A 15,291-nucleotide genomic window follows, 5' to 3' on the forward strand; every position below is an offset into this window, starting at 1 on the left:
GTCAGTTCCGTCTGCTGCGAGGCAGCGCGACGGCGACGGATGCCACGGCGACGACCACCATCCCGATGATCTGCCAGGGCGCGGGGCCCGCCGCAGCCGGCCAGATCAGGTCGATGATCACCGAGGTCGCGAGCTGGCCCAGCACCGACCCGAGTCCCATCAGCAGCACCCCTGTGTGCGCGACGATGAAAGCTCCGAGCAGGATGTACGCGGCGCCGAGGAATCCACCGAGGTACAGCCACGGCTCGGTCGGCGGCGCGTCTGGTGCGCCCCGCACCGCGATGCTGATGCCGGCGGCGACCAGCAGCGCGATGGTGCCGGCGATGAAGCTCATGAACGTCGCCGCGAGGGGCGAGCGCACGCGCTGCGACAGACGGCCGTTGGTCGCAGCCTGCCAGGCGATGCCGACGCCTGCCGCGAACGGCAGGAGGAGCATCCAGAGCGGGGCCGTGGCCAGGACGTCGCCGCTCAGCGAGATGCCGACCGCGGCGAGCGCGAGCGCTCCGCCCAGCACGCGCCCTGGCGTGATCGCGACGACCCCGGCGGGACCGAACCCGATGCGGTCGAGCACGAGCCCGTGCAGGGTCTGTCCCGCGACGACTCCGACCGTGAACAGCGAGACGCCGAGCACCCCGGCCGTGATGCCCTGAGTGGAGACGGTGAGTGCACCGCAGGCACCGCCGAGCAGCATCCAGAACGGGATCGTCCGATCGCGGATGCCGCCGAGCAGACGTCCGACGCCTCGACGCGCGGAGGGAATGCAGACGATCACCACCGCAAGGGCCGCGAGTCCTACGGAGAAGGAGATGAGGCCGGCCACGATGCCGTTGTCGACCTCGACGCCCAGCACGCCGTTGATGCGCGCCTGGATGGCCGTCATGACACCGATCGCCACTGCTCCGCCGAGCGCGAGGGGCGGAGACAGTCGACGGGCCTGGGTCACCTGTCGACCCTAACCGAGAGCTGATCGCCATGTCGCCGTGCGCACGATGTCGGCGGCCGGGCGTACCCTGACGGCATGTGCGCGAGTTACGGACTTGACCCCCGGTTCACCGACACCGAGCTCCTGGCCGCCGCCGACGAGGCGGTGCTCGAGGGTCTGCGTGGCTGGGCCGAGCAGAACGCGCGCGAGACCGTGCGCCCCACAGGCAAGAATCTGCGCAACCTCAACCCGATCGTGGTGCAGCCCGAGGCCGAGCCCGTGCTCGAACCCGCCTGGTGGGGGTTCCTGATCGGCGGGGAGCCCTCGAAGTTCCCGTCGATCAACACCCGATCCGAGCGCCTGCAGGAGCGCCCCGGCGGATTGAAGACCCGTGCTCTCGTGCCGGCGACGAGCTGGTACGAGATGAAGAAGCCCGAGCGCGTCTGGCACGAGTTCGTCGTCGACGACGGTGCGCTCTTCGGAATGGCCGCCGTCACCCAGCGGGGGCGCACCGCCGATGGCGAGTCCTTCACCTGCTACTCGATCGTGATGCGCCCGGCTCCCCCTCACCTCGCCGGCATCCACGATCGGATGCCGCTGCTGATCCCCGCGGCGCTGAGCGACGACTGGCTGACCGCCGAGCCCACGAAGGAGATCATCGACGAGGCCCTGCTCGCCGCGGCCGCGATCGACGAGCGCGTTCAGGCCGCGCCCCGCGCCGACGACAAGGGCGCCGATCGGCTGTTCTGAGCATGGACTCGACCCAGTTGGGCGCCGCCGCCACTGCGCGCGCCGAAGAGCTTCCCGGTGCGGAGCGCGACAACCCGTTCGGCCCCGAGTGGGACGTCTACAAGGTGCGAGGGCGTGTCTTCCTGCTGATCCCTCTCGACGGCACCGGGCGCGTGACGCTCAAGTCCCACCCCGAGGACTCCGTCGCGTTGCGAGAGACGTTCGCCGACATCGTGCCCGGCTACCACATGAACAAGAAGCACTGGATCACCCTGATGCCAGGGGCATCGCTCGACGAGGAGCTGGTGACCGAACTCGTCACCGAGTCGTACCGACTGGTGGTCGAGAAGCTCCCCCGAGCGCAGCGGCCGATCGACCCTGACCTGTTCGGGCGCTCTGCCGGCTGAGGCGGCCGGGCCACGGCATCCGCCGAGAGGATGACTCCGGACATCCGTGGAACGGTACCCAGGGAGGACGCGGGGGCGATGGCGTGGTCGATAGCGTCGTAGACATGATCACAGCAGAAGGCCTCACGAAGAGATTCGGAGACAAGACAGCCGTCCAGGACGTGTCGTTCACGGTGCAGCCGGGCACGGTCACGGGGTTTCTCGGGCCCAACGGCGCGGGCAAGTCCACGACGATGCGCATGATCGTCGGCCTCGACCGGCCGACCTCGGGCATCGCCACCGTCGGCGGACGGGAATACCGCAAGCTCCGCGCCCCGCTCACCGAGGTGGGAGTGCTGCTCGATGCCAAGGCCGTGCACACCGGCCGCACCGCGCGCAATCACCTGCGTGCGATGGCGGCGACCCACGGCATCCCGGCATCCCGCGTCGACGAGGTCATCGACCTCGCGGGCATCGACCCCGTGGCCCGCAAGCGCGCGGGCAAGTTCTCGCTCGGCATGGGGCAGCGGCTCGGAATCGCCTCCGCCCTGCTCGGCGACCCGCACACTCTGATCCTCGACGAGCCGGTCAACGGCCTCGACCCCGAGGGCGTGCGGTGGGTGCGCCAGTTCGTGCGTCACGCGGCGTCCGAGGGACGCACCGTGCTGCTCTCGAGCCACCTGATGAGCGAGATGGCGCAGACCGCCGATCACGTGATCGTGATGGGCCGGGGAAAGGTGCTCGCCGACGCCCCGCTCGAGGAGCTCGTGCGGGCCTGGACGACCAACACCGTGCGTGTTCGCACGCCTCGAGCCGCCGACCTCGCTGCCGCAGTGGGCGGCCCGTCCGTCGAGATCGTGAGCTCCGCCCCCGATCTGATCGACATCGTCGGCCTCCCCGCGTCGCGCATCGGCGACCTCGCCGCAGAGCGCGGCATCCCCCTGCACGAACTCACCCCGACCACCGGATCGCTCGAAGACGCCTACCTCGCCCTCACCGGCGACTCGGTCGAGTACCGCACGAAGGAGATCTCATGACCGTCCAGGCTCCTCCCCTCCGCCGTCAGCATGTCGACACCGATCGCCGGCTCACGTTCATCCGCGCCGTGCGCGGCGAGTGGATCAAGCTGGCCACGCTCCGTTCGACCTGGTGGTCGATCGGCATCGCGGCGATCCTCACGATCGGCATCGCCGTGCTCATCGCGCAGGCGATCGACATGCCGGGCTTCGAGCCCATCCAGGCCGTCGTCATGCCAATCCAGTTCACGATGCTGCTCGCCGGCATCCTCGGCGCGATCTCCGTGACGGGCGAGTACTCGACCGGGATGATCCGTTCGACGCTCGCGGCCAACCCGAAGCGCGGATCGGTGCTGGGCGCCAAGGCGGTCGTGGTCGGCCTGTTCATGTTCGTGTCGTCGCTGGTCATCTTCCTGGCGGCGGCCGTGGCGGTCTCCGCGGTCGTCGCCTCGCGGGATCAGGGCATCGACTGGGGCGACCCCGCAGCATCGTTCCTGCCCATCGTGGTCTCGTCGCTCGCCATGGCGGTGTTCGCCCTGATCGGGGTGGCGTTCGGGTTCATCCTGCGCTCGGGCGCCGGAGCGATCGCCGCGACGGTCGGCCTGCTGTTCGTGCTGCCGATCGTCGCGAGCTTCTTCGCCGTCGCCGGCGAGGCCTGGGCCTGGGTCATGGACGCCGCGGGCTACCTCCCGGTGGCCGCAGCCCAGAGCGCGATCCTCCCCGAGGGCGCTGCGCTCGAGGCTCCGGTCGCCTACCTCACGCTGGCAGCCTGGGTCGCCGCGGGCATGCTCGGCGCCTGGGCCGTGCTCCGCACGCGCGATGCGTGACCGCGAGATCGCGAGATCGATGAACCCGCGTAGAGTCGCCCGGTGACCCGCACGCGCAGCCGCAGCACCTCAGTCCGCGAGGACGAGGGGCTGCGGCTGCCGCGTCCCCCGGGCGTTCTGCGCCGTTTCTGGGCGCGGCATCCGGTGTTCGCCGATGTCCTGATCACCCTCGTGTGCCTGTTGCTCTCGCTCGTGCCGGCCGGTGTCATCACCCGCGACCTTCCGATGCCCCTCGCCATCGGCGTCGCGATCCTGGTGCCCGCGTCCGTCGTCGCAGCCTGCGCCACGCTCCTGTGGAGGCGTCGACGGCCGCTTGTGCCGTTCGTCGCGTCCTTCGCACTCGAAGCCGGGTTCCTCTTCGCACTGCAGCCGATCGGCTCGCCGCTGCTGCTGGTCACCTGTTACTCGCTCGCGGTCTACCGATCCTCGCGGGCCGCATGGACGGGATTCGGCATCGCCCTCGGGTCGCTCGCCGCGCTCGGCGGACTGCTCACGCTCACCGGCGTCATCACTCTGCAGGTCGCCGCGAACGCCGTCGTGATGTCGCTCGTCCTCGGGCTGATCGGCACTCTCGTCGGCGTGAACGTGGGTGGACGCAAGCGCTACCTCGCTGCCGTGATCGACCGCTCCCGTCAGCTGCTCGTCGAACGCGATCAGCAGGCGCAGCTGGCCGCGGCCGGCGAGCGCGCCCGCATCGCCCGCGAGATGCACGACATCGTCTCTCACTCGCTCACCGTGATCGTCGCACTGTCCGAGGGAGCGGCTGCCACCCCGGATCCGGGCCAGGCACGAGCGGCGGCGTCCTCGGCCGCAGAGACGGCTCGCAGCGCACTCACCGAGATGCGTGCGATGCTCGGCGTCCTCCGGGACGACGATTCGCCGCTGCCCCTCGCTCCGCTCGAGCCGACGCCCCCGCAGGAGACGGTCGCTGCGGCACAGCGAGCCGGCTTTCCGGTGTCGCTCTCGGTCACCGGGGCCGCCTCGCTCTCCCCCGCTCTGGCACACGCCGTCGGGCGCATCGCGCAGGAGGGCGTGACGAACGCCATGAGGCACGCACCCGCGGCGACGTCGATCGAGGTCCGACTCGTGCACGCCCCGGATGCCGTGACCATCGAGATCGTGAACGACGGCGTCACCGGCCCTGTCGGCTCATCGGGGTTCGGCCTGCGCGGTCTCGCCGAGCGCGCAGCGCACTCGGGCGGAACCATCGTCTCCGAACCCGTCGACGGCGGGCGGTGGATGCTGCGCGCAGAGCTCCCCACGACGCCACCTGATCTGCCAGACCGCGACCCGAAGGACAGACCATGACCGAGCCGATCAGGCTGCTGCTCGTCGACGACCAGGCCCTCATCCGCGTCGGATTCCGGATGGTGCTCGACGCCGAGGACGACATGGTCGTGGTCGGCGAGGCCGCGGACGGCCACGACGCGATCGCCCAGGCGACCGAGCTGCGCCCCGACATGGTGCTGATGGACATCCGGATGCCGGGGCTCGACGGGATCGCCGCGACCGCGGCCATCGTCCGCGAGCACCCGCAGACCCGCGTCCTGGTGCTGACGACGTTCGATCTCGACGAGTACGCCTTCGGTGCGATCCGCGCCGGAGCGAGCGGATTCCTGCTGAAGGACGCACAGCGGCACGAGATGATCGCGGCGATCCGTGCCATTCACAGGGGCGATGCCGCGCTCTCGCCTCGGATCACGCGGATGCTGTTGGAGCACGTGACGCCGACGCTCGGTGCGACGCCCGCACCACAGGTCCATGCGACCGACGATCTCACGGCGCAGCTCACCGACCGTGAGCGCGACGTCTTCGTCGAGATCGCGCGCGGGCTCACGAACGCGGAGATCGCCCAGGCGCTGTTCGTCAGCGAGTCCACCGTCAAGACCCATGTGGGCAGGATCCTCTCGAAACTCGGATCCCGCGACCGCATCCACCTGGTGATTCTGGCGCACCGACTCGGTCTCGTCGACGACGACGCTCTGCCCTCTGGCCCCTAGGTCGGGGTGGAGGGCAGAGCGAGCGGTCTCAGGCCTTCGCCGGGGTCCACTCCGAGACGCGGTTCAGAGCGTCGACCTCGTCAGGGGTCAGCTCGAGACGCGCGCCGGCGAGGAGATCGGGAACCTGCTCGACCGTGCGGGCGCTCGCGATGGGGGCGGCGACCGTCGGCTGGGCACGCAGCCAGGCCAGCGAGGTCGCAGCGATCGAGGCTCCGTGCGCGTCACCGATCTCCTCGAGGGTGTCGATGATCCGCAGTCCCGCCTCGGTCGCGTACTTCGCCGCGCCGGAGGCACGCGGAGACGTCTGCCCTTCGACGTCGACCGAGCGGTACTTGCCGGTGAGGAAGCCGCTCGCCAGCGAGTAGTAGGGCACGAGGCTGAGGCCGAACTCCTGGGCCACCGGGATGATCGTCTCCTCGACGTCGTTCCGGTGCACGAGGTTGTAGTGCGGCTGCACGGCGACCGGCAGCGCGACTCCTGTGCGGCGGGCGATCTCGACCCACTCGCGGATGCGCTCTGCCGTGTAGTTCGACACCGCGACGTGGCGCACGAGACCGTCGGAGACGAGCTCGCCGAAGGCCGCGACCGTCTCCTCCAGCGGAACCGTCTCATCGTCGAAGTGCGCGTAGTAGAGGTCGATCGTGTCGACACCCAGGCGAGCGAGCGATGCTTCGGCGGCCCGGCGGACGTTCGACGCCGAGAGGCCCTTGTAGTCCGGGTGCTGGCTCACCTTGGTCGCGACGACGACGCCCTTCGGCTGGCGAGACGCGAGCCACTCGCCGATGATCGTCTCGCTCTCGCCGCCTGAGTTGCCGGGCACCCAGGCGCTGTAGCCGTCTGCCGTGTCGATGAAGTCGCCACCCCCGTCGACGAACGCGTCGAGCACCGCGAACGATGCCTCGCGATCGGCCGTCCAGCCGAATACGTTGCCGCCGAGCGAGAGCGGGAAGACGTCAAGGTCACTGTTTCCGATACGAGTCATACTCGGGACAACCCGTCACCCCCGCGCACTATTTCGTGTGTGACGTCGCGTGTCACTCGCCCCGGAGCACTCCTTCACCGGCTCCGCCTCGCAGCGCGTCCTCGGCGTGCACCCGCCGCTCGCCGGTGAGGCGCGGTAACTTGGTGACTTCACGCGGGGTCAGCTCGCTGCAACCTGCGGATGCTGCGCATGCCGCACAGCTGGACGCCTGCGACGGGAAAGGAACCGCCGGTGACTCGTTCTGTTCCGCCGCCTTCCGGACTCGTTCGAAGGCGACGGGGTGTGCGATGGCTGATCGCGCTCACTGCGACCGCCGTGGTCGTCATCGGGGCCCTCGTCGCCGTGATCGCCATAGGCCAGAGGCCGTGGCTCACCACCGACGTGACGATCTCCTTGAGCTATGTCGGCGACGACGGGCGAACCTACTCCTGCACATACGACTACAGCACGTCGGAACGCGTGCGGATGCCTGCCGACATCGCCGAGAGCATGAACGAACGTGACTGGTCCGACACAGGTCAGCTCATCTACGAATGGGCGAAGGACCATCCGGCGGAGCACTGGACGACAGAGGATGAACTGCCCGCCGACGACCCCGAATCGACGCGAGCGGACGCGTCGTGGGGCCTGGCCATGGACCGGTACGTCGATTTCCCTCCATGGTTGATCGACACGGACGACGGTGGCGAGTACGCGCTGTGGTCGAGAGCACGACCGGGGAGCGATTGCGAAGACGGCCTGCGGTGAGCCTCTCGCCGCGAGGCGGAGGCATGGGCAAAGCTCCTCGCCCAGACACGAAGAAGGCCCGCGTCCCCGGTGCTGTCAAGGGGACGCGGGCCTTCGCGTCTGGTGCCGACTACAGGACTCGAACCTGCAACCCCCGTATTACAAGTACGGTGCGCTACCAATTGCGCCAAGTCGGCGGACGCCTCCCAGCTTAGCGATGGGCGGCGGGGGCCGACGAACTACGACGCGGGAGTCTCCGAGGGGGCGGGCTCCGTGGTCTCGGTGGGCGTCGGGGCCGGCGTCGGGGTCTCCGTGGCGTAGTAGGCGTCGCTGGCGACGGTGAGAACGAACTGCGAGAACTCGCTCGGGTCGTCGAGCGCGCCCACATAGGCCTCGCCGTTCACGACGATCATGGGAGCGGCGGTGAGCACGAGATCGTCCGAGCCGACGAGCGGGCCCTCGAGAGCGCGCGAGGTGGCTTCCTTCGCCCACGTGACGTAGTCCTGGTCCTCGATGCACGATCGGACGCTCTTCACGTTGTCCGAGCCGACTGCGCCGGCGATGTCGGCCAGCTGCGCATCCGAGAAGCCGTCGGTGTTCACCTCTGGCTGATCGTCGAGCAGGTCGTGGTTGAACGCGTAGAACTGCGCGGGCGAGTGCGTGGCGACGCAGGCCGCGGCTGCCGCGGAACGCAGCGAGTACTTGGTGCCGTTCGAGCTCGCGGTGAGCAGGGCGACCGGGTGGTAGGTGACGGTGGCCGCTCCCTCGGAGATCCAGTTGACGAGCTGACGCGCGTTCGCGCGCTCGAACTCGCCGGCATCCGGCGACAGGTAATCGACGTAGATGTGGATGTCGACCGTGCTCGAGGTGGTGGGCTCCGGGGTCGGCGTGGCCTCGCCACCCGCTTCCGTCTCTCCCGGGCTCGGGGGTGCGACGGTCGAATCCGACATCGCGGACGCACTGATGTCCGAGACGAGGATGCCGTCGTCGTCCATGCCGCCCGGCGTGAGCTGGGGCTTCGACACCTGCGCCGAGACGGCGAGGGTGATGGCGGTGCCGATGGCGCCCACGGCGACGATGGCGATCGCGCCGAGGATGATCCGTCGCATCACGCGCGCCCTCGACTGCTGGGCGTGCACCTTCTGGGCCTTCTCCCGCACGGCCTCACGCGTGTTGCGAGGGCTGGGGACGTTCGGCGTCTCGTCGCTCGACATCGTTCCTCTAGACAGTCTCAGGGGGGCAGGGTGGCCCCGGACGCCACTCGGGCGGCGAACGCCGCGAAAGGCGGCCGAGATCGATGTTAACCAGCCAGGCTGAGAAATACCCAGATGGACGAGCTTCTGCCATACTGATTCCGACCCGATGAGGGGTCACGGTGGATCGCTCCGCCGCTCTATCACTACGGATCGTCCGGCACGTACCTGCCGGTGAAGGAGAAACACAATGGCATCTGTGACTTTCGACGAGGCCACCCGCCTCTACCCCGGCGGAACCCGCCCGGCTGTCGACAAGCTCAACCTCGAGGTCGCCGACGGCGAGTTCCTCGTCCTCGTCGGCCCGTCCGGCTGCGGAAAGTCCACCTCGCTTCGCATGCTCGCCGGCCTCGAAGAGGTCAACGCAGGGCGCATCCTGATCGGTGACCGCGACGTCACCGACGTGCCGCCGAAGGACCGCGACATCGCGATGGTGTTCCAGAACTACGCGCTGTACCCGCACATGACCGTCGCCGAGAACATGGGCTTCGCGCTCAAGATCGCCGGCGTCGGCAAGGAAGAGCGTGCGACCCGCGTTCTGGAGGCCGCGAAGCTGCTCGACCTCGAGGAGTACCTGACCCGCAAGCCGAAGGCCCTCTCGGGTGGTCAGCGTCAGCGTGTCGCCATGGGCCGTGCGATCGTCCGTCAGCCCCAGGTCTTCCTCATGGACGAGCCGCTGTCGAACCTCGACGCCAAGCTCCGCGTCCAGACCCGTACGCAGATCGCGTCGCTGCAGCGTCGTCTCGGCGTCACCACGGTCTACGTCACGCACGACCAGACCGAGGCGCTCACCATGGGCGACCGCATCGCCGTGCTCAAGGACGGCCTGCTCCAGCAGGTCGGAACGCCGCGCGACCTGTACGAGAAGCCCGAGAACGTGTTCGTCGCCGGCTTCATCGGCTCGCCTGCCATGAACCTGTTCAGCGCAGACCTGGCTGAGGGCGGTGTGCGCTTCGGCACCGAGGTCGTCCCGCTCGCCCGCGACACGGTCGGCCGCGCCAACGGCTCGCAGGTCACCGTGGGTGTGCGCCCCGAGGACATCACCGTCGGCCCGGCCGACGGCAAGGGCCTCTCGGTCGTCGTCGACCTCGTCGAGGAGCTCGGCGCCGACGGCTACCTCTACGGTCACACCGAGATCAACGGCAAGCGCGCCGACCTGGTCGCTCGTGTCGACGGCCGCAGCCACCCCAACGCCGGCGAGACCGTCACCCTCGCGGCGAACGCGGGCCACGTGCACGCGTTCGACATCGAGTCGGGCGTGCGCCTGAACGACAAGCCGATCGTCTCCGCCTGATCGGATCCACGGACGCGGCGCGGGCTGACTTCGGTCGCCCCCCCCGCTTCTTCTTTTCCCCCACCGACTGGAGAGACATGCAGGATGCGCTGCGGATCACCGCGAGCTCGATCGATCCGGGACTGCTCGCGCTGCCCTGGTCGACACCGCTCGCCAAGTGGCCGTCCGAGTTGATCGTGTCGCTCCCGAAGGGGCTCTCGCGCCATCTCGTGCGGTTCGCCGATCTGTCGGGCAAGGTCGTCGCCGTCAAGGAGACGACCGATGAGATGGCGAGGCGCGAGTACGAGATGCTCGGCAACCTCGCCAGGCTCGACGTGCCCTGCGTCGACCGCGTCGCAGTGATCGCCGGGCGCTCGGATGCCGACGGCGAACCGCTCGCTGCCGCCCTCGTCACATCGCACCTGCGGTTCTCCATGCCCTACCGTGCGCTCTTCACCCGCGTGCTGCGCCCCGACACCGCCACGCGTCTCGTCGACGCCCTGGCCGTGCTGCTCGTGCGCCTGCACAACGTCGGCTTCTACTGGGGCGACGTGTCGCTGTCGAACACGCTCTTTCGCCGCGACGCCGGTGCGTACGCGGCCTACCTCGTCGATGCCGAGACCGGCGAGCTGCACGAGGAGGGACTGACCGACGGCCAGCGCGCCTACGATCTCGACCTCGCCCGCACCAACATCGCCGGCGAGATCATGGACCTCGCCGCCGGCGGGCGCCTGGAGCACGGCGTCGATGCGGTCGCGATCGCCGACGGCATCGTCTCGTCATATCGCTCGCTGTGGGCCGAGTTGACCGCGCAGGAGTCTTTCGCCTCTGCCGAGACCTGGCGCATCACCGAACGTGTCGAGCGTCTCAACGCCCTCGGGTTCGACATCGATGAGATGTCGATGTCGACGACCTCCGACGGCACCGTCGTCGAGATCCAACCCAAGGTCGTCGACGCGGGACACCACCAGCGTCGCCTGATCCGTCTGACCGGCCTCGACGTCGAAGAGAACCAGGCTCGACGCCTGCTCAACGACCTCGATGAGTTCCGCGCGCGCTCCACCAAGCAGTGGGCCGACGAGGAGATGTACGCGCACGAGTGGCTGACCCGCGTCTTCGAACCGGTCGTCCGTGCGATCCCCTGGGAGCTGCGGGCCAAGCTCGAACCCGCCGAGGTGTTCCACCAGGTCCTCGAGCACCGGTGGTACCTGTCACAGGCCCAGGGACGCTCCGTTCCGCTCGCCGAGGTGCTGACGAGCTACATCAACGAGGTGCTGCGGCACCGCCGCGACGAGGCGACCATCATGGGCCCGCCCACCGAGACGATGAGCCTGCCCGTCGTCACCGGCACGAATCCGGTCGCCGATGACGACGACGAGGTCGACTGGCGCGACCTGGTCTGACCGTGCAGCCTCAGTAACCGACCGTGAAGCGCTCGCGGTGGTGGTTGCCCTGCTCGATCTCGTCGACCACGGCGACGGCGAAGTCGCCACCCGAGATGAACGACTTGCCGTCGGCGTCGCGCACGATGACGTCGCCGCCATCGCGGTAGTGACCGGTGCGCTCGCCCTCCGCCCAGGGTCCGAAGACCTCGGCGGGGTGGATGAAGAACCAGTCGAGCGAGTCGTCGGTCTGCTCCAGCAGCGCGAGCGAGTCGATGCCGACCTGCGCCTCGTGCTTGTACTCCTCCGGGAAGCCCTGGTCGAAGAGTCGGGGCCCTCCGGGGGCGATCAGGCTTCCGCCCGCGCCGCCGACCACGCCGAGGCGCGTCTCGGTGCCGCTCAGCTTCTCGACGAGGCCGCCGAGCGCATCGAGCACCGAGTTCTCCATGTCGCCGCGAGGAGACAATGCCGACACGACGGCGTCAGCACCGTCGAAGACGTCGCCCAGGCTCGCGAGGTCGAGCACGGACCCCTGGACGTTCTGCGCACCCTCGACCGGGTTCGACGGTGCGGAGCGAGAGACCGAGACGACCTCGTGCCCGCGGCTCACCGCCTCCGAGACGATGTGGCGTCCGGCATAGCCGGTTCCCCCGAGCACGACGATGCGAGCCATGAGCTTCTCCCCTACTTCTTCGCGTTGCGGATGGTCGACACCTGGTACAGCGCGACCGAGGTCGCGATACCGGCGTTGAGCGACTCGGTCACAGCAGAGATCGGGATCGACACGATCTGGTCGCAGGTCTCGGCGACGAGGCGCGACAGGCCCTTGCCCTCGGAACCGGTGACGATCACGACAGGACGGTCTGCGAGCTGCAGCTCGGGCAGCAGCACGTCGCCGTCGCCGTCGAGGCCGAGCACGAACACACCCTGCTTCTTGAACTCCTTGAGCTGCGTCGTGAGGTTCGTCGCGAGAGCGACCGGCACACGCGCTGCCGCGCCGGCGCTGGTCTTCCAGGCCGCGGAGTTCACACCGGCCGAGCGACGCTGCGGCAGGATGATGCCGTGGCCGCCGAAAGCACCGGTCGAGCGGATGATCGCGCCGAGGTTGCGCGGGTCGGTGATGCCGTCGAGGGCGACGAACAGCGGAACCTCGCCCTTGTCGATCACTGCCTCGAGCAGATCCTGCGGGTGGGCGTACTCGTAGGGCGGAACCTTGACGGCGACGCCCTGGTGCACTCCGTCGTACCCGGCCATGCGGTCGAGCTCCTGACGCGTGACCTCGAGCACCGGGATGCCGCGGTTGGTGGCGAGCGACAGCATCTCCTTCACGCGGTCGTCCATCTCGACGCGCTGCGCGATGTAGAACGCCGACGCGGGGATCTTCGCACGCAGAGCCTCGAGCACCGAGTTGCGGCCGGTGACGACCTCGACCTCGGTGGTGTTGTCCTTCGCGCGTGCCGAACGGTTGGGGTTGCCGCCGGCGGTCTGACGCTGCCCCGGCTTTCCCTTTCCGCCGGACGCCGCATAGCGCTCGGCCGCGGCCTTGCGCTTGCCGGCAGGGTGCCATGCGCGGTCCTCGGCCTTGGGGGTCGGTCCGCGGCCCTCGAGCGCCTTGCGCCCGAGTCCGCCTGTGCCCTTGCTCGGGCCCTTCTTCTTGCCCTTGCCCGCTGAGGGGTTGCCTGGCTTAGCCATCGATACTCCAATGAGTTCCGGCCGGAGAGTCCTCCAGCGTGATTCCTGCGGCGGCGATCGCGTCACGAATGCGATCGGCCGCCGCCCAGTCCTTGTCAGCGCGCGCCTGCGCACGCTGCGTGATCATCGTCTGCACGAGCGTGTCGAGAGCGGACGCCTGCGCGTCGCCGCCTCCCGACGCCTCACCGACACGATCGAATCCGAGCACGTCGAGCATCGCGATGACCTCGTGCCTCGCCGAGGCCGCACCGTCGATGTCGCCCGCGTCGAGCGCCGCGTTGCCTGCGCGCACCGTGTCGTGCAGGACCCCGAGCGCCTGCGGAATGCCGAGGTCGTCATCCATCGCGATCGCGAAGGCGTCGGGCATCGGGGTGGGCTCCGCCCAGCCGATCGTCTGGGGGAGCATGCGCTCCGCGCGTTCGACGAACGTGCGGATCCGCCCCAGCGCCGCCTCGGCCTCGGTCCACGACGACTCCGAGAGGTCGAGGCTCGACCGGTAGTGCGCGGCGGCGAGCGCGTAGCGCACGACCTGCGGGTCGCGTTCGGCGAGCACATCGCGAGCGAGCGTGAAGTTGCCGAGGGACTTCGACATCTTCTGCCCGCCCACCGTCACGAGGCCGTTGTGCACCCAGTACCTCGCGAAGCGGTCTCCGGCAGCGGTCGACTGCGCGAGCTCGTTCTCGTGGTGCGGGAAGCGCAGATCGAGTCCGCCGCCGTGGATGTCGAACTCGGGGCCGAGGTAGCGCTTCGACATCGCCGAGCACTCGATGTGCCAGCCAGGGCGGCCCGCGCCCCAGGGAGACTGCCACGTGGCATCCGCCTGCTCATCGACCTTCGCGCCCTTCCAGAGCGCGAAGTCCTGAGGGGTGCGCTTGCCTCGGGGGTCGGCGTCCTCCGCTGCCTCCATGGCGTCGATCGACTGATTCGTCAGTGAGCCGTAGTCCGACCACGAGCGCACGTCGAAATAGACATCTCCCGAGCCGTCCGGCGCAGGGTACGCGTGACCGCGCTCGATGAGGGTCGCGATGATCTCCTGCATCTGGGGCACGGAGGCCGTCGCGCGGGGCTCGTAGGTCGGCGGAAGGATGCCGACTCCGGCATACGCCGCGGTGAACTCCTGCTCCATCCGGTACGCCAGCGCCCACCAGGGCTCGGTGTCGGTCGCGTTCGCGAGCACCTTGTCGTCGATGTCCGTGACGTTGCGCACGAACGTGACCCGGCCGTACCGGTGCGTCAGCCAGCGTCGCAGCAGATCGAAGCTCAGAGCTGCGCGGACGTGCCCGATGTGGGGGCCCGACTGCACAGTGGGTCCGCAGACATACATCGTGACGTTCTCGGGATCGAGAGGCACGAAGTCGCGCAGCTGCTGTGCGCGGGTGTCGTAGAGGCGGAGAGTCACCGCACAAGCTTACCGGGCCGCCGATCCCGTTGACTGGGTGTGACCCCGGGCCCTCGAACCGCCTCGCCGACCCTCAGTCGACCGGGAACACCTGCCCGGTCTGCACTCCGAGCACGCTCTTCGCGTACGCCTGTCCGACGCGGTGCGACGACACGGGCACGAAGCCGGGGAACGACGAGTGATACGACGGCGCATCCTCGAGCACCGACGGGCTCACGGCGTTGATGCGGATGCCGCGGGGCAGTTCGGTGGCCGCCGCGAGCACGAAGGACTCGACGGCCCCGTTCGCGAACGACGCGGCGGCGCCCGCCGCGATGGGCTCACGCGCGAGGATGCCGGAGGTCAGGGTGAACGACCCGCGGTCGCGCACGAACGACGTGCCGATGCGCACGACGTCGAGCTGCGACAGCACCTTGCCGCGGAAAGCGGATTCGTAGTCTCCACGGGTCAGCCCGTCGAGGGGCCGGAACGGCACCTCCCCCACCGCGACGATCACGGCATCGACCTGGCCGACTGTCGCGAACAGGCGTTCGACGGAAGCCGGATCCGTGACGTCCACCGAGGGCTCACTGCTGCGCGACGCGGCGATGATCTCATGACCGTCCAGGGCGTGGACGGCGGTTCGTCCGACCTGACCGCCGGCTCCGATGACGAGAATCCTCATGACGCCTCCTTCACCGCATGCGACTGCCGCACGACGATGT

At 69.1% G+C, this 15,291-nt stretch carries 16 protein-coding genes and 1 tRNA gene; 9 read left to right on the forward strand and 8 right to left on the reverse strand.

Translation table 11 applies throughout. The annotated features are described in order from the left end of the window. Position 1: 1 nt before the first annotated feature. Positions 2-943, reverse strand: a complete 942-nt coding sequence (locus OPU70_RS05765) for a DMT family transporter (RefSeq protein ID WP_498557315.1) — start codon at positions 941-943, stop codon at positions 2-4. 75 nt (positions 944-1,018) lie between these two features. Here OPU70_RS05765 and OPU70_RS05770 point away from each other — a divergent pair, with 75 nt between their 5' ends. From OPU70_RS05770 to OPU70_RS05795, 6 genes are all read left to right on the forward strand, one after another. Next, on the forward strand, positions 1,019-1,672 hold the full coding sequence (locus OPU70_RS05770; protein WP_042539796.1) for an SOS response-associated peptidase family protein: 654 nt from the start codon (positions 1,019-1,021) through the stop codon (positions 1,670-1,672). Positions 1,673-1,674: 2 nt separating this feature from the next. Continuing rightward, on the forward strand, positions 1,675-2,058 hold the full coding sequence (locus OPU70_RS05775; RefSeq protein WP_498557316.1) for an MmcQ/YjbR family DNA-binding protein: 384 nt from the start codon (positions 1,675-1,677) through the stop codon (positions 2,056-2,058). A 104-nt stretch (positions 2,059-2,162) separates the two neighbouring features. Next, a complete protein-coding gene (locus OPU70_RS05780; RefSeq protein WP_498557317.1) occupies positions 2,163-3,074 on the forward strand; it encodes an ABC transporter ATP-binding protein in 912 nt (303 codons plus the stop codon). Beyond that, entirely contained in the window at positions 3,071-3,880 is an 810-nt protein-coding gene (locus OPU70_RS05785; RefSeq protein WP_042539790.1) for an ABC transporter permease, read from the forward strand. The genes OPU70_RS05780 and OPU70_RS05785 overlap by 4 nt, the downstream gene beginning before the upstream one ends. Before the next feature lie 42 nt (positions 3,881-3,922). Beyond that, on the forward strand, positions 3,923-5,188 hold the full coding sequence (locus tag OPU70_RS05790; RefSeq protein WP_498557318.1) for a sensor histidine kinase: 1,266 nt from the start codon (positions 3,923-3,925) through the stop codon (positions 5,186-5,188). Then, the gene (locus OPU70_RS05795) at positions 5,185-5,880 is read left to right on the forward strand and encodes a response regulator (RefSeq protein ID WP_311878335.1); all 696 of its coding nucleotides are present in this window, start codon (positions 5,185-5,187) and stop codon (positions 5,878-5,880) included. The genes OPU70_RS05790 and OPU70_RS05795 overlap by 4 nt, the downstream gene beginning before the upstream one ends. A 28-nt stretch (positions 5,881-5,908) precedes the next feature. On the opposite strand, the gene OPU70_RS05800 is transcribed toward OPU70_RS05795, so the two are convergent. Further along, positions 5,909-6,862, reverse strand: coding sequence for an aldo/keto reductase (locus tag OPU70_RS05800; RefSeq protein ID WP_079113280.1), 954 nt, complete (start codon positions 6,860-6,862; stop codon positions 5,909-5,911). Between the two features lie 282 nt (positions 6,863-7,144). Between OPU70_RS05800 and OPU70_RS05805 the strand changes: the two genes are divergently transcribed. Continuing rightward, positions 7,145-7,609: a hypothetical protein gene (locus OPU70_RS05805; RefSeq protein ID WP_498557319.1), complete on the forward strand. Its 465-nt coding sequence runs from the start codon at positions 7,145-7,147 to the stop codon at positions 7,607-7,609. Positions 7,610-7,709: 100 nt separating this feature from the next. Here OPU70_RS05805 and OPU70_RS05810 read toward each other — a convergent pair. Next, a tRNA-Thr gene (locus tag OPU70_RS05810) sits at positions 7,710-7,785 on the reverse strand. 42 nt (positions 7,786-7,827) lie between these two features. Then, on the reverse strand, positions 7,828-8,802 hold the full coding sequence (locus OPU70_RS05815) for a DsbA family protein (RefSeq protein WP_042539781.1): 975 nt from the start codon (positions 8,800-8,802) through the stop codon (positions 7,828-7,830). Positions 8,803-9,031: 229 nt separating this feature from the next. Between OPU70_RS05815 and OPU70_RS05820 the strand changes: the two genes are divergently transcribed. Together OPU70_RS05820 and OPU70_RS05825 are read left to right on the forward strand one after the other, a co-directional pair. Next, complete coding sequence (locus OPU70_RS05820; RefSeq protein WP_498557320.1) at positions 9,032-10,135, forward strand: ABC transporter ATP-binding protein; 1,104 nt, start codon at positions 9,032-9,034, stop codon at positions 10,133-10,135. A 77-nt stretch (positions 10,136-10,212) separates the two neighbouring features. Beyond that, positions 10,213-11,517 (forward strand): DUF4032 domain-containing protein, encoded by a 1,305-nt coding sequence (locus OPU70_RS05825; protein WP_042539777.1) that lies wholly within the window; start codon positions 10,213-10,215, stop codon positions 11,515-11,517. Positions 11,518-11,527: 10 nt separating this feature from the next. Here the strand turns inward: OPU70_RS05825 and OPU70_RS05830 are convergent, their stop codons facing one another. The 4 genes from OPU70_RS05830 to OPU70_RS05845 all read right to left on the reverse strand — a co-directional run bounded on the left by OPU70_RS05830 (position 11,528) and on the right by OPU70_RS05845 (position 15,251). After that, positions 11,528-12,169, reverse strand: coding sequence for an NAD(P)-dependent oxidoreductase (locus OPU70_RS05830; protein WP_042539774.1), 642 nt, complete (start codon positions 12,167-12,169; stop codon positions 11,528-11,530). An 11-nt stretch (positions 12,170-12,180) separates the two neighbouring features. Continuing rightward, positions 12,181-13,188 carry a 23S rRNA (guanosine(2251)-2'-O)-methyltransferase RlmB gene (gene rlmB, locus OPU70_RS05835; RefSeq protein ID WP_042539772.1) on the reverse strand — a complete coding sequence of 336 codons (1,008 nt, stop codon included), beginning with the start codon at positions 13,186-13,188 and terminating at the stop codon, positions 12,181-12,183. After that, positions 13,181-14,587, reverse strand: coding sequence for a cysteine--tRNA ligase (gene cysS, locus OPU70_RS05840; RefSeq protein WP_498557321.1), 1,407 nt, complete (start codon positions 14,585-14,587; stop codon positions 13,181-13,183). Before cysS ends, rlmB begins: the two co-directional genes overlap by 8 nt. Positions 14,588-14,660: 73 nt before the next feature. After that, positions 14,661-15,251, reverse strand: coding sequence for a short chain dehydrogenase (locus OPU70_RS05845; protein ID WP_042539768.1), 591 nt, complete (start codon positions 15,249-15,251; stop codon positions 14,661-14,663). Positions 15,252-15,291 lie beyond the last annotated feature (40 nt).

This window comes from Microbacterium sp. SWDP-B6, from assembly GCF_059803615.1.